We start from the raw sequence: 13,942 nt of genomic DNA, 5'->3' as shown, positions 1-13,942 counted from the left end.
AAGTTTTAAAAATTTAAAGGCCGTTGGTTTTTGTTAACAAGGTCCAGAACAAATCCCCATAAAGCACAGAGATTAAGAAGCCTAGGAAGAGTGCAGGGGCAAAGGGCATTGCATTCCTAACCAGAAACTCATCTTCAAGCTTTTCTTCCTCCACGAGTCTTTTCAGTATTTCAATGTTTTCTTTTGTGAGGCCTTCGGCAGTTGGGTAAGCTATCAATTTGTCATAATATACTCTTAGAGCATTTACATTCAATGTTTTTAGGGCCCGGATGAGCTTATCAAATGATCCTTCTCGATCCCGTTGGATTTTTCCATCTTTTTCGTATATCCACTCTCCAAGGATATCCCATTCTTTGAGTTCGTTCACGCTAACCTTTTTTGTGAGCACTTCTACTCGCATAATACTTACAAGAGAGAAAAATGTTTTGAAGAGATAGAATGTCAAGGCGATTTTTAGATAACTGTAAATTACCTGAGGGGTGTTAAAGATAATATCATAAATTAAAAGGCCAGCCCCAATTAAGTCTCCGACTTTTCTAAGTTTTGCCATCAGAGCTATTGTAATCACCCATATTAAAAAACTAAAAAGGGGATTGTCGGAAATCGAGAATTGTTGCAGTAATCTGAGAACTACAAATGCTCCTGATACCCAAAGGGCAAATTCAAATGGCCTGAACCACTTCTCAGTGAAAATTTGTTTCAATCGATCCATTTTCTTATTTTTTAAGAGCATTGCTAATGAATAAATAAAGATGAAGGGAAAAATAGCTAAGATGCTGTTTAATAGGAGAGTTAGTGAATGAAGGGGATATTTTGAGGCGTATGGAGGTATGACTTTTGCATATCTAGAGGCATATGGAAGAAGAGCTGAGTAACCCATTAAAATTACTATATCTCCGCTTGCCCAGCCGCCCATCATATAAAGAAAATAACCTAACAAAAACCCGGTTCCAAGGCCAATTATCCCGGATAAAGCGAAAATTGTATTATGTTTTATAAAAAACCCCATATAGAGGTAATACAAAATACCCAATCCTGCAATTGGAAAGACATGTTTGTCATCAATAAAACCAGTTTTGATATCCGTATAAGATGTAAGAATTCCCATAATAACCCCTAAGAGTATTAAGAGAAGTTCCATTAAACCACCTCACAGTGTCTCGAGAAGTTTATTCTTGATGGTCTCTACGTATTGGGTGACTGATGAGTTAATGGACTGAACACTGCTGAAAATAACTCTTATAGTAACTGTAACCAATATAAGAACTGCGGCTAATATGAATAAGTACTCAAGCGCACTTTGAGCTTTTCTTAGCATTCCTATCACACCTAATTACATTTAGATGTCAAATGATTTAAAGCTTTTCATTTTTCTGTGCAATCTTTTTAAATGCTTTCCCCTACAGCTTTTGAGGAACCATGAAAATCTACAAGCTTTATGTGAGGGAAGAATATCTAGAGATGATTGAGAGTGGGAAGAAAGACATAGAGGTTAGAGTGGCATACCCACAACTTAGGAACATTAAACCAAAGGATAAAATAATCTTTAATAACACGATCCCTGCTGAAGTTCTGACTATAAAACGGTATGAAACCTTTAGACAGGTTCTAAGAGAGGAATCAGTTGAGAGAATATTTCCTGATAAGCCAAGTTTTGAACAGGCCGTAAAGAGATTTCATAATATGTATCCAAAATGGAAAGAGAATAGATATGGAGTACTTGCAATAAAGTTCCGCCTTCTACGGTCAAGGAGGGAGCAAGGTGAAGAATCTGAAGTTTGATGGGAAATACAAAGAACTACTCCTTAATGGAAAAAAACGAGCCACAATAAGATTCGGAAAAGTTAACATGGCGCCAGGGGATGAAGTTTTAATACATTCAGCTGGTTACGTTCTTGGCAAGGCTAAAGTTAAGAGGGTTGAGAAAAAGAAAGTTTCTGAACTTACAGATGAAGATGCTAAATTAGATGGATTCAAGGATAGGGAGAAACTCATGGAAGCTCTTAGAGATCATTATAAAAATATAAAACCAGATGCAGAAGTGACATTGATTGAATTTGAGTTTGTCAAAATGCTTGATAATCCTGTACTTTCAGCGGATTTTCCTTATGAAGGGAATAATCCCATTGAAATAGCGGAACTCGCATTAAAGCATTTAAATAATCTAAGTTTTGAGGAAGTTGTGCTATTAAAACTATTCTTGCAATCAGGTAGCCTTAGGAAGACTGCTTACAAACTAGGAGGTTTAGATAAGAGATATAAAATCAGAGAGATCTTAAGAAAGGCCTATGAAGAACTTAAAAAGATGGGACTCATGAAACCGAAATTATAGCTTATGCTTCATTTTAACTGTGAAGTCATTTGAAATATCATTGAGATCAATTCCATTTTTAGCCTCATACTTGACTAGATATACCTTAAATTTTTCATCTCCAATTAAATGCCGCAGTTTCTCTTTAAACTCTTCCAGTTCTCTACTGTTATCAAAGTCCAAGATTGATATAAAATTATACTCTCCATAGGCCCAATGACCTTCTATGGTAAGTTTCTCTAAGATATCCTCTTTTATACACCATATTATCAAAACTGCTTTGAGCCCAATCACCACCTTATTTGTTATTCTTGGCATATTCTTCCTATAAATGCATTTTTCAAGATATTATGTTAAATTGACCATATGTGATAATAAAAAAGCTAAAATGTTGTCTTTATGTTAAATATGTCTCTAACTTCTAAACTAAAAGCCTTTTTAAACAGAGAATTCAATTCTTATTGGTGATGGAGAATGATAAAGGCAGTGTTTTTTGATTTTGTTGGTACACTACTTAGCAAAGAATTTGAAGATATTACCCATCAAAACATAATAAGAGAAGCTCTACGCAGAGTAAAAGCAGAAAACGTAGATCCTTTGAAAGTTTGGGAAGAATACGAGGCTCTTACAAGCGAGAAATTTAAGGAATATGCAGGCAAGCCTTACAAACCAATTAGAGTGCTTGAGGAAGAAATTGTGGAAGAAATTGCAAAGAAGTATGAGTTTGAAGTCCCTCATGATTTTTGGGAAATTCATCTTAAAATGCATCAGCAATATGGTAAACTTTATGATGAAGCTATTGAGGTTCTTAAAACCCTAAAAGTAAATGGGTATCATATAGGAATGATAACCGATTCCGATAATGATTACCTCCACGCCCAACTTAAAGCATTAGGGATTCTTGAATTTTTTGATAGCATAACTACAAGCGAAGAAGCTGGTTTTTACAAGCCCCACCCGCGTATGTTTGAATTGGCACTTCAAAAAGCCAATTTGAAAGGAGAAGAAGCAATATACGTTGGGGATAATCCTCTCAAAGACTGTGTAGGTTCGAGGACTGTTGATATGACAAGTGTACTTTTAAACAAAAAAGGTGACAAAAAAGAGTTTTGGAAAGAATGTGAGTTCGTTATAAGTGATTTGAGAGAGGTATTAGTCATACTTGAAGAGCTAAACGGTCAGTAACGGCAGGGATCTTCACAAATCCGTTAGCGAAATTCTCATCATCCCGTTTCTCTTTAACTTAATCTCTTTTTGGCTTCCCGCAGTCTTTGGAAGGCCGTAATCCATGCTAAGACTGCTACAATATAAACTCCTATATCTACTCTTTTGAAGAGGGCAGTTATAATTATTATGAGTAGTCTTTCTGCTCTTTCAGCTATGCCGACTGCTAATGTACTACTTCCCTCCCGTTCTGCTCTACATCTTTCATAACTTACAAGGTAAGATCCTATTAATGCTATTACGGCAATTTCCCACTTTACTAATCCACCGTATGCGATTCCAAACAAAACTGCACCATCACTTATTCTATCAAAGGTAGAATCTAAAAAAGCCCCAAATCGTGAACTTTTCCTCGTAACTCTTGCTAAAGTCCCATCAAGAGCATCTACAAGTGATCCAAAAAGAAGCACTAAAGCTGCTATTTGTTGAGAACCATGAGCAAAAAAATAGGCACCAGTTAGAGATATCAGCAAGCCAATGAGAGTGAGTTGATTTGGAGTAAGGCCCATTTTGGCTAAAGGTTTAACGAGGATTTCTAAGTAACCTTTAACATTTGAGCGGTATTTATTCAGCATTTTGACTAACCTCCAGAGATATTACTTTCTTTCCTCTCTCTTGGGGAATAATTTTAACCTTTGCATTCTTGAAGTCTTTTCTTAGACCCTCCCCATCTAGAACTCTATCCAAAAAGACTGCTAACGCTGCAACTTCGCTGTGTGGTTGATTCCCAACAGCAACATTGTAATGGGCTATCTCATAGACTTCTCTTGGCACTTTCTCTGCTCCAACAACAATTAATATATCTTCAATTTTTAGAGCCTCCTTTATTTCTGGAAGAGCTTTATCAATATGAATCCCGTACATTGTGAGGTGCACTATCTTTCCTTTCCATTCCCTCAAGACTTGTCTCCAGTGAGGATTGAATTCGACCTCAAATGGCCCTCCCCACCGTGTTACAACATCCATAACACTATCATATACATGTTCATCTCTTTCTGCTGCTATTATGATCTTGTCAGCTCCAAAGGCCCTTGCAGTTAAAGCTACGTGGGTTGTTACCCTCTTATCTCTCTCTGGCCGGTGTCCAAGTCTAAGCACTACTATCATTCATACACCTCCTTTAGGATATTCCAGTATTTTCTAAAATCTTCTGGCCATGGATTGTCTTTATAAAAGCTGTATAGTGCGTTTGTATTCTTTGCAAGGTTTTTTGGTGTAGTTTTTTCAAAAATTAAGTTTAGTTCATCCTCAGGTGCAGAGGCAAAAAGGAAAAGAGCAAATATTCGTTCGTTCTTACCCATATCCGCAAGCACCATTGAAAGTCTCGGCTTAGATAGAGGAGAGAGCTTATCCATCACAACTTCAGTGAGGTCTTTTTCAATGTTGACTAAATACTCTGGGGTTACAATTAAATGCTCATGCCCTTCGAATTCTTCGGGAGAATGGGCCACCAGATTGTACGCTCCTTGGGTTAGCATTTGATAGGTCTTGGGGAAGTAAGGAGTTGATAAATACTCTTTTCTACTCCCGAGGAATCCCCTCTTGAAATCGACAACGTACCATAGCCCAGCAGAATAAAACTCGGAAATAACATTTTGTGTGCAATCTGTGCCATTATACAATGAGATAACCCTGGAGGGGATGTTGAGTGATCGTAAAGCTCCAGTAAACAGGAGCGTAGCTTCTTCATAGCTTATTTCCTTTTTGGACATTATTTCTGTGAGGTTCAATGAAGTCGTGTTATTTCCTAGTGAATACTTGCTGGTGATGAAGTTATAGACTTTTTGAGCTGCTTCTTTTTCCGATTGGGCTCCATTGATAACTTTTAAAAAAGTATTTCTCAGAACATCTCTATCTACAATAGGAGATGAATTGAATTTTTCTTTCCAGTATTCGTCTACAAGGTATTGGAGGTTGATCCAGTAGTACTCCTCCCCATACGCCATTTTAAGTATTTCTTCCCCATAATCCCAGGGCGTCCAAATTACTTTTACAAATTTATTTTTGAGTTCCCTCTTTTCTATGTCTCCTTCCATGTAAACTATTGAAATGGTTAAGTAACCAGTCTTTGGCATGTAAGGTGTTTTAATTGTGTAATTCAACTTAATTACCTCCCCTGGGGAAATATCATTTGGAAGGGAGGGAGTTTTTGTCACTTCCATGCCCTCTAAGGGGTAGACAAAGATACCTTTAATTTTTACGGGCCCATTTCCAACATTTTGTAGAGTTATTTGGAGTTGAAAGTCATTTCCACCCATGACCTCTGTCGGAGAGGTTATTATTGCATTCAGGATTCCTAGAGATGGAATTTCATTTTCTTTTTCAATCACGTTGATGATAAACTCTTTATAAAAGCCGCCCCAGGTTCTTTGTAGTTCATCAATCACTTCAACAGAAACTTTGAGAAAGTATCTACCTGCGTCTTTAGGGGCCGTTAATATCCATATGAACTCTCTAGCTTGCCCTACTCCCAAGGGGGCGTCAAATTTAGGGTTTTGAGAAATTTTAAACCTTGGATCATTTAAATAGAGGTTTATTCCAGTTATTGCAACTTTTCCAGTGTTGTTTATTTTAACAATGAGATGGAAAACATTCTCCTCCTTAACAACGCTTTTATCTACTGTTATATCAACTTTAGCTGGTTCTTTAACTAAACACCCCGAAACAAATATCAAGAAAATAAGTGCAATTGAGATGAGCTTCAGATGTTTCATGTTTCTCCCCAAAGTTCTTTTAAGGATGAACCTTAATAATTTTTAGGTGGTACTAGTGATAACCCTGACAACTGACTTTGGCCTCAAGGGTCCTTACGTCGGAGAGATGAAAGGTGCTATTCTAGCAATAAATCCAGAAGTGGAGGTAATTGACATTACTCACTCGATAACAAGACACAGTATTATTGAAGGTTCTTTTGTAATGGAACAAGCTGTAAAGTATTTCCCGGCAGATACGATTCATGTGGGTGTCATTGATCCAGGAGTAGGTACAAGAAGGAGGGCCATTATAATAGAGGGACACCAATTTTTGGTAGTTCCAGATAATGGGATCGCCACACTTCCTCTTAAGTGGATAGATGCAAAAAGTGCATATGAAATAGATCTTCAAAAGATGGAAGCCATTATAGGGAGGAAAATAAGTTCGACATTTCATGGAAGGGATGTTTTTGGACCAGCTGGTGCGTTGCTCAGCTTAGGCTACGAGCCCTCAAGGTTTGGAAAAGAAATTGACTTGGAAAAAGTTATCAAACTTGAATTAGAACCCAAAAAGGAAGAAGACTCTTGGATTTTAAGTGTTATCTACATTGATGATTTTGGGAATGTGATTTTAAACCTTGAAAACTACGAAAAGCCGAAATATGTTGAGGTTTTAGGGAGGAGGATTCCATACATTGAAACATATGGCAAAGTAAATATCGGAGAGTTTTTGGCTCTACCTGGGAGTCATGATTATCTTGAGATAGCGATTAATCAAGGCTCAGCTGCAGATGTACTTGGTCTAAAAGTTGGAGATGAGGTGGAAGTTAAATTAATATACGAGGAGGGATAAAAATGAGAGGTCTCTTCGTTGGTCGGTTTCAGCCTGTTCATAATGGCCATTTAAAAGCCCTTGAATATGTTTTTGAAGAAGTTGAAGAGGTTATAATCGGGATTGGAAGCGCTCAGGTGAGCCATACATTGAAAAACCCATTCACAACGAGTGAAAGAATGGAGATGCTCATAAGAGCTTTAGACGAAAAGGGAATTCCAAGGGGGAAATACTTTCTCGTTGCTCTGCCAGACATAAACTTCAACTCAATCTGGGCTCCTTATGTTGAGGCAATAGTGCCGAAGTTTGACATCGTTTTCACAGGTAATTCGCTTGTCGCGCAGCTCTTCAGAGAGAGAGGCTACAAGGTCATAGTACAGCCTATGTTTAGAAAGGACATTCTTTCCGCCACAGAGATAAGAAGGAGAATGATAGAAGATCAAACTTGGGAAGAATTAGTGCCGAAGAGCGTGGTGGAGTATATAAAGGAGATTAAGGGAGTAGAAAGAATAAAGATGTTAGCAACAGATTTGGAGAAAAATGAGAAGGAACTTCAAACACCATTGAGGATTCCGGAGTTTTAAGTGAGAATTTGTGAAGAAGGTGGCTTGCCCTCTCTTCATAGATTTTTATTTTCTCTCACCATTAGCTGGCTTAACTTACCCTCCTCAACGCAGATACCATAAGAAAAACCCCGCTGAAATTTTTCTGACTATTATTACGTGGTTCCAGCTACATTGGTTTTGATGCTTAAGCTTTAGGCATGTTGAAAGTTTTCATCAGATAGACATCTTAACCGGTAAATATTTATAGTAGCGAACGTATATTTTTCCGCTATGAGTAACTCACTAAAACAACTCAAAAGGCTCCTGAGCTATCTTAGGGATAATGAGCTTTATTTTATTACCGGCTTAGCCATAGTTCTCCTCATGTCTTACACGAATGGAATAATCCCCGTTCTCATAAGAGAGGCAATAGATGGAGGCATAACGACTGGAGAGTACCATGTAGCCGTTCGCTACGCCCTTATCGTCCTTCTGGTGGCTGTGCTAAATGGGGTCTTCAGCTTCGGCGGGAGGTACCTTCTAGTCAAAGCGGCACAGTATGCGGTCTACCACCTCCGCATGGATGCCTTTAGGGCGATCCAGAGGCACCAGATGGAGTTTTTTGATAAAACCTACTCGGGCCAGCTTATAAGCCGTATAACAAACGACACCGAAAGAATAACACGCTTTCTTTCCTTCCGTGTGAGGATGTTTGTGTATTCCATCTTTCTTATCCTTGTCTCGCTCTACTACATGATCATGATGAATGTGACACTTACTGGTGTTGCTCTCGTCACAATAGCTGTTGTCGTGGCTCTCAACACCACTTATGCAAGAAAAGTAAGGCCCATCTACGATAAGGTGAGACATCAGACGGGCGTTATAGCTTCTGTATCAACGGGCAGTATAGCGGGGGTCAAGACGATAAAGGCTCTCTCCGTAGAGGAAAACATCCAGGGAAAGTTTTCGAAGGAGAACGAGGAGCTCTACTCCCTTAATGTAGAGGCAACGAAAATCACAGCGCTCTACGGCAACGCTCCATTTCTCATAATGGGAACGGCCATGAGTGCCATGCTCTATTACGGTGGGAGGGCAATAATGGCTAACACTCTAACAGTGGGTGAACTGACAGCTTTTCTCACATATATGCTAACGATGACGTGGCCGTTGAGAGCTTTGGGCTTCACAATTGGGGACATCCAGAGGAGTCTGGCCGCTGCTTCAAGGCTCTTTGAGGTTATAGACTCGGCCCCGGCTGAGGTTGATCCCCCGGATGCTGTGGAGCTCAAGAACCCGAGGGGAAAAATCGAGTTCCGCAACGTTCACCTCACATACCACACCGGAAAGACCGTGCTCAAGGGCTTAAATCTCAAAATAAAGCCTGGTGAGAGGATTCTCATAACGGGCCCCCCGGGTTCTGGAAAGAGCACCCTTTTGAAATTGATAGCGCGCTTTTATGAGCCCGAAAGAGGACAAGTTCTGGTTGACGATGTTGACGTGAGGAAAATAAAGACCTCAAGCCTTCGAAAAACAGTCGCCTACATTCCACAAGAGCCATTTATCTTCAATAGGAGCTTAAGGGAGAACATAGCCCTTGCAAAACCTGATGCAAGCATGGAAGAAATCATTAGGGCGGCTAAGATAGCAAAAATCCACGACTTTATAGCTTCTCTTCCGGAAGGATATGAGACAGTTGTAGGTGAGAAGGGTGTAACACTTTCCGGTGGACAGAGACAGAGGATCGCTCTGGCGAGGGCGCTCCTCCTTGAGCCTAGAATACTTCTCCTCGATGATCCAGTTTCAAACCTCGATGCTGAGACGGAAGAAAAGCTTGTTGGAGACCTCAAGGATATACTCGAGGGTAAGACTGCTTTGATAGTCTCTCAAAGGCTCTCAATGGTTAAACTAACTGATAGGGTAATTGTGATGGTAGATGGAGGGGTAGTGGAAGATGGAAGTCCAGAAGAGCTTGCAAAAAAAGGAGGGCTCTTCAGCGAGATGCTTGGCAGAGGTGGTTGGAGTGGACAGTAAAAATCAAAGATCATCACTTTCTCTCCTCAAGAGGTTTATTGGGGAAGCAGTTTCCCACAGAAAGACTCTTATCATAGTTGTTGTTAGTATAATTGGCTCAGCCCTAGCGACACTTGCCCCACCATACATTCTAAGCGTGGCGATTGATAGGTACATCCTCGCCGGTAATTACAATCGTTTCTGGTTTATCGCCCTTCTTTACCTTAGTGCTCTCACAGCCCAGTGGTTCTTCGCTACCCTTCAGACCTTCTACATAGAGGTCTTTGGCCAGAAGGTTCTCTGCGACCTTAGAGCAAGGTTACACGAGAAAGTCCTCCGTTCAAGGCTTGAGTTCTTCAAGGACAAGTCTACCGGTGACCTTGTGTCGAGAATAGTGAACGACACTGGGATTGTTAATGATGTCTTGGTTTCTGGCCTTTTCGGGAGCCTTGGAAGCCTTCTCAGTCTCATTGGCATAATCATTGCAATGTTTCTTTTGGATGTTAAGCTCACCCTTGTTACCCTCGCGAGCATCCCGCTGATGATTTTGGTAGCCTATTACTTCGGCGGGAAGATGAGGAGGGCTTATAGGGAGACGAGGCAGAAGATAGCAAAGATATCGAGCGTGGTGGAGGAGAGCGTTGCAGGAGTTGAGACCATAAGAGCCTTCGGCAAGGAAGGGGAAGTCGAGAGAGAATTCTCAAGGGTCTCAAGAGAAACGATAAAGGCCTATCTCCGTGTTGCTGTTTACATGGGCCTCTTCTGGCCTCTCATGAACATCACGAGCCTTGTTTCGGTGATAATTGTCATAGCCTATGGCGGTTATTTGGCATATCAAGGGGCGATGAGTATCGGTGTTGTGATAGCTTTTATCCAGTATGCACAGCGCTTTCGTGGGCCAATCAATGAGGTCATAGGCCTCTACGACAGCCTTCAATCCGCCTTGGCTGCTCTGGAGAGGATATATGAAATCTTTGACGATGAAGGTGTTGAAGATTACGAAGGAGTCCACGTTGAGAGACTTAAAGGTGAAATTAAATTTGATAATGTGTGGTTCGAATATGAGAAAGGCATACCAGCTCTCAAGGGGATAAACCTTCAAATCCCACCGGCATCAAAGATAGCAATAGTTGGGAGAACAGGGGCCGGAAAAACCACCATAGCCGGCCTAATAATGCGCTTCTATGATCCCACTGAGGGGAGAGTTCTCTACGACGGCGTTGATGGGAAGAGAATAAGTAGAAAAAGCCTTAGGAGAAGGATTGGCTACGTCCCGCAGGAGACTTACCTCTTTCCGGGCACAATAATGGAGAACATTCTCATGGCGAACCCTGAGGCGAGCGAGGAGGATGTCATTAGGGTTTGTAAAGAGCTCGGTGTCCAAGATTTCATAATGCGCTTACCTAAGGGTTACAATACTTCCGCTGGTGAGGCGGGAAAGCTTCTCTCCGTCGGCGAGAGGCAGCTGATCTCCCTTGCTAGGGCCCTCCTAGAGGATCCGGATATAGTAATCCTCGACGAGGCCCTTTCGAGTGTTGACCCCAAGACTGAAAGGCTGGTTCAGGATGCCATGCTTAAGTTGATGGAAGGCAGGACCAGCATAATAATCGCCCACAGGCTTGGAATCACGCGTTTCGCCGATAAAGTAGTTGTGGTTGAGGATGGTAGGATAATCGAGGAAGGTTCTCCTGAGGAGCTCCTCGAGAGAAGGGGCCACTTTTACAGATTTTACGTTTCTCAGATGGGGGAAGCCTGAGTTTTCTTTCCCATCCTCGGCAACACCCAGAACATCGCCCCTGCCATCAAAAACAGCACCAAACTAGCCCCATATGGGAGCGTTGCGTGGATACTTGCCAGAGCACCAGCCACAAACGGGGTGATGAGGCCAATAAGTCTGTTGTAGCTTGATATAGCTGCATGAAACTCACTCGTCCTTTCCTTGGGGATTATCTTGAATATCCAAGACCGGTAGAACGGAAACCAAAGAGCGTTGCCGAAGTCTCCAATAGCATAAACAGTTAGAGCGAGCCAGAATGGAGGAGCGAGTGCCATCGTTAAGGTATAGAAGGCATTGAGAAACATTCCAAAAGCTATAGCATAGAAGCCCTTTCTTTTGGGAACTCTCTCGCTTGCGTAGGTACCTATTATCCTCATTAAACTACTAGCAACTGCTATCAGCGTCACTTCAAAGACTGTCTTGTGGAGCACGAAGACGACGTAGTTAATGAGAATAAATTCTGGGGCCAGACCCCACGCTAGCGTTAGTAAAGCCTCGAAAGTGAGGAGAACCTTGAACTCCCCCACCTTAAACGTGAAGCCCTCCGGACTAATACGCTCCTCTCTGCCGACAGAGGGTAGGAAAAACCCAAGGTAAGCAACTGTCACGACCGAGAAGAGACCGGAAAAGAGAAAAACCAGACGATAGTGCTCCGGTCTGTTGTAAACGTAGTCGAGGAAATAGCCTATAACAGGGAAGCTCACTATAGTTGCTATCTCAGGTAAGCGGAGGTGCCAAGCGAAGATTTCCTCGTATTTATCTTCGGGATAGATCACTTGCTCATAGGCTTGGTAGAGGGGGTAGAGCATGGTTGAGAGCTTTTCAATAACCCTTCCTGCGAAGAGCATTAGTGGAGCTATTACACCCTTAGCAAGGCCATACAAAACGTAAGCGATGCCATCCAAAACGTCTATCGCAATAAGCCCCTTCTTGATGTCCCAGCGGTTGAAAAATCTGCCGAAAAGATATGTAGAGGGGGATTGAGGCAATATTGATGGCTTTGAAGAATGCTCCTACCTGAAGGACAGAATATCCCGTCATCATGAGATAAAGCGGAAAGAGTATCCAGACTATCAGGCCCGGTGCGATTAGCGTGTGATAGAGCATGTAGGCTTTAGCTTCTCTTGGAATCTCGCTCCACTTCATCAAAAGCACCTTCTTGAAATTTGTAAATCGAAATTCAAATACCTTTGGATAGGATTCTATAGAAAATGTTCCATTCTTTTCTCTGCCTTGAAGAATGAAGCCTAACCCTAAATACGTCACCTTCTTAGCTATTCAATCTTTCTCTTTGAGGCATCTTAACTTTTCCGGAGCTTCTACTCCCTTTTGATGCTGTTTATCAAAATGAAAAAGCCCACTGCAGTCAAAACACCAAGTCCAAACACTCCAACAGCCAGAATTGAAACATTAATGCCTTGCTCAATTAACCATGCAAAACTCAGCTGTGATAATGGAATTATAAGGGTAGCCAGTGCATCAAAAACTCCTTTGTAAGTACCAAGCTTTTCAAGCGGGATTACTCTCTGAAACAGGCTGTCAAAGGAAATATTTAGGATCTGTCTTCCAAAGTTCAAGATTAAAATTCCAGCGAAGAGCAGAAGCAACGAATGTAAGCCCAAAATCAAAATCGCCAAACTTTCAAGCAGCATTCCTATGACGAGTGGCTTTGAGATTCCGATTTTATACTTACGGGCAAAGATAGCTATTCCAGCAGCGCCAATCAAGCTTCCTAAAGTCCCAACGGAATTAAGCAGACCATAAACGATCTCCCCAATGGCTACATCATTGAGAGCACTGAAGACAAAAATCCTGGCTGGTGCTATTGCAAAGTTGAAGAGCAGGACTAATGCAATTCCTACAAAAACAATTCTGCGGGAAACTTCGAATTGGGCAGATTTGCTTTCGTATTCAATTCTTTCTTCTTGTCTCACTGGAATGTTAATATATGGAATGAGAAGTAGAGCTCCAATTAAGAGAAAAACTGCATCCAAGAGCATAAGCCTGACTCCGAAGAGGTAAGCAAGATAACCCACGATGGGAAACACAAGAAGAGACGTTGCTTCTCCAACGGTTTGTACTTTTGCGTTGAGCTTTTGAAGCTCAGACTCCTCAAGGGTCATGGAAGCTATAAGCGTAAAGCCAAAGTATCTGTGAAGAACATCAAGAGCTGAGATCAGTGAAATTAGAATATAAAACGCCCAAATATTTGAAGCAAACTTTATTGTTGCCAGGGCAAGGAAAGACTGAATAAACAATGCGATAAAAGCCAGTCTAACTTTTTTCTCGGTCTTATCAAGAAAGCGACCCATTAAAGGTGGTGCTATAACCCAGGGAAGCATGGAAGCTAAAGAATAGCCCGCCACGCTGAGGAGTGATGCGGTTTCATCTAAGAGGTGCCACGGCAGAGCTATGTTCTCGATGGCATCCCCGATGGTTCTGAGAACCGTAGTGAGCAATAGGAGAAAGTAAATTCTCTGCTTCATAAATCCCCATGGGAAAAATGGTTTTTAAAAATTTATGGACATGCCCTCAGGCTATGAAGTGAAC

Annotated in this window: 14 protein-coding genes and 1 pseudogene; 7 read left to right on the top strand and 8 right to left on the bottom strand. The window is 41.3% G+C overall.

Going from position 1 to position 13,942, the window contains the following annotated elements; translation table 11 throughout:
• Positions 1-13: 13 nt before the first annotated feature.
• Complete coding sequence (locus TSIB_RS05310) at positions 14-1,141, bottom strand: A24 family peptidase C-terminal domain-containing protein (RefSeq protein ID WP_015849364.1); 1,128 nt, start codon at positions 1,139-1,141, stop codon at positions 14-16.
• A 9-nt stretch (positions 1,142-1,150) separates the two neighbouring features.
• Complete coding sequence (locus TSIB_RS10185) at positions 1,151-1,318, bottom strand: class III signal peptide-containing protein (RefSeq protein WP_081432783.1); 168 nt, start codon at positions 1,316-1,318, stop codon at positions 1,151-1,153.
• Between the two features lie 101 nt (positions 1,319-1,419).
• Here TSIB_RS10185 and TSIB_RS05305 point away from each other — a divergent pair, with 101 nt between their 5' ends.
• Together TSIB_RS05305 and TSIB_RS05300 are read left to right on the top strand one after the other, a co-directional pair.
• Entirely contained in the window at positions 1,420-1,782 is a 363-nt protein-coding gene (locus tag TSIB_RS05305) for an ASCH domain-containing protein (RefSeq protein WP_015849363.1), read from the top strand.
• On the top strand, positions 1,763-2,332 hold the full coding sequence (locus tag TSIB_RS05300) for an ASCH domain-containing protein (RefSeq protein WP_015849362.1): 570 nt from the start codon (positions 1,763-1,765) through the stop codon (positions 2,330-2,332). Before TSIB_RS05305 ends, TSIB_RS05300 begins: the two co-directional genes overlap by 20 nt.
• Here the strand turns inward: TSIB_RS05300 and TSIB_RS05295 are convergent.
• Positions 2,327-2,605 (bottom strand): hypothetical protein, encoded by a 279-nt coding sequence (locus TSIB_RS05295; RefSeq protein WP_187146398.1) that lies wholly within the window; start codon positions 2,603-2,605, stop codon positions 2,327-2,329. The two genes, TSIB_RS05300 and TSIB_RS05295, sit on opposite strands and share 6 nt — an antisense overlap.
• A gap of 180 nt (positions 2,606-2,785) precedes the next feature.
• On the opposite strand from TSIB_RS05295, the gene TSIB_RS05290 reads away from it, so the two are divergent.
• Positions 2,786-3,496, top strand: coding sequence for a TIGR02253 family HAD-type hydrolase (locus tag TSIB_RS05290; protein WP_015849360.1), 711 nt, complete (start codon positions 2,786-2,788; stop codon positions 3,494-3,496).
• Positions 3,497-3,549: 53 nt separating this feature from the next.
• Here the strand turns inward: TSIB_RS05290 and pgsA are convergent, their stop codons facing one another.
• From pgsA to TSIB_RS05275, 3 genes are read right to left on the bottom strand one after another with little or no spacing between them, the layout of a single operon-like run.
• On the bottom strand, positions 3,550-4,110 hold the full coding sequence (gene pgsA / locus TSIB_RS05285; RefSeq protein WP_015849359.1) for an archaetidylinositol phosphate synthase: 561 nt from the start codon (positions 4,108-4,110) through the stop codon (positions 3,550-3,552).
• Positions 4,100-4,642, bottom strand: coding sequence for a tRNA (cytidine(56)-2'-O)-methyltransferase (locus TSIB_RS05280; RefSeq protein WP_015849358.1), 543 nt, complete (start codon positions 4,640-4,642; stop codon positions 4,100-4,102). Before TSIB_RS05280 ends, pgsA begins: the two co-directional genes overlap by 11 nt.
• The gene (locus TSIB_RS05275; protein WP_015849357.1) at positions 4,639-6,249 is read right to left on the bottom strand and encodes a transglutaminase-like domain-containing protein; all 1,611 of its coding nucleotides are present in this window, start codon (positions 6,247-6,249) and stop codon (positions 4,639-4,641) included. The genes TSIB_RS05280 and TSIB_RS05275 overlap by 4 nt, the downstream gene beginning before the upstream one ends.
• A 55-nt stretch (positions 6,250-6,304) precedes the next feature.
• Here TSIB_RS05275 and TSIB_RS05270 point away from each other — a divergent pair, with 55 nt between their 5' ends.
• From TSIB_RS05270 to TSIB_RS05255, 4 genes are all read left to right on the top strand, one after another.
• Positions 6,305-7,081, top strand: a complete 777-nt coding sequence (locus TSIB_RS05270; protein ID WP_015849356.1) for an SAM hydrolase/SAM-dependent halogenase family protein — start codon at positions 6,305-6,307, stop codon at positions 7,079-7,081.
• A gap of 2 nt (positions 7,082-7,083) precedes the next feature.
• Positions 7,084-7,644 carry a nicotinamide-nucleotide adenylyltransferase gene (locus TSIB_RS05265; RefSeq protein ID WP_015849355.1) on the top strand — a complete coding sequence of 187 codons (561 nt, stop codon included), beginning with the start codon at positions 7,084-7,086 and terminating at the stop codon, positions 7,642-7,644.
• 252 nt (positions 7,645-7,896) lie between these two features.
• Positions 7,897-9,636, top strand: coding sequence for an ABC transporter ATP-binding protein (locus TSIB_RS05260; protein WP_015849354.1), 1,740 nt, complete (start codon positions 7,897-7,899; stop codon positions 9,634-9,636).
• The gene (locus TSIB_RS05255; protein ID WP_015849352.1) at positions 9,626-11,371 is read left to right on the top strand and encodes an ABC transporter ATP-binding protein; all 1,746 of its coding nucleotides are present in this window, start codon (positions 9,626-9,628) and stop codon (positions 11,369-11,371) included. Before TSIB_RS05260 ends, TSIB_RS05255 begins: the two co-directional genes overlap by 11 nt.
• Here the strand turns inward: TSIB_RS05255 and TSIB_RS05250 are convergent.
• Positions 11,353-12,538 (bottom strand): annotated as a pseudogene (locus tag TSIB_RS05250) (MFS transporter). The gene TSIB_RS05255 and the pseudogene TSIB_RS05250 overlap by 19 nt on opposite strands.
• A gap of 173 nt (positions 12,539-12,711) precedes the next feature.
• Complete coding sequence (locus TSIB_RS05245; RefSeq protein ID WP_015849350.1) at positions 12,712-13,878, bottom strand: MFS transporter; 1,167 nt, start codon at positions 13,876-13,878, stop codon at positions 12,712-12,714.
• Between the last annotated feature and the right edge of the window lie 64 nt (positions 13,879-13,942).

The sequence above is a fragment of the Thermococcus sibiricus MM 739 genome (genome assembly GCF_000022545.1).
Classification (GTDB): Archaea; Methanobacteriota_B; Thermococci; order Thermococcales; family Thermococcaceae; genus Thermococcus_A; species Thermococcus_A sibiricus.
The sequence above is the reverse complement of the archived record's forward strand: the minus strand, read 5'-3'. Positions and strand labels throughout refer to the sequence as shown.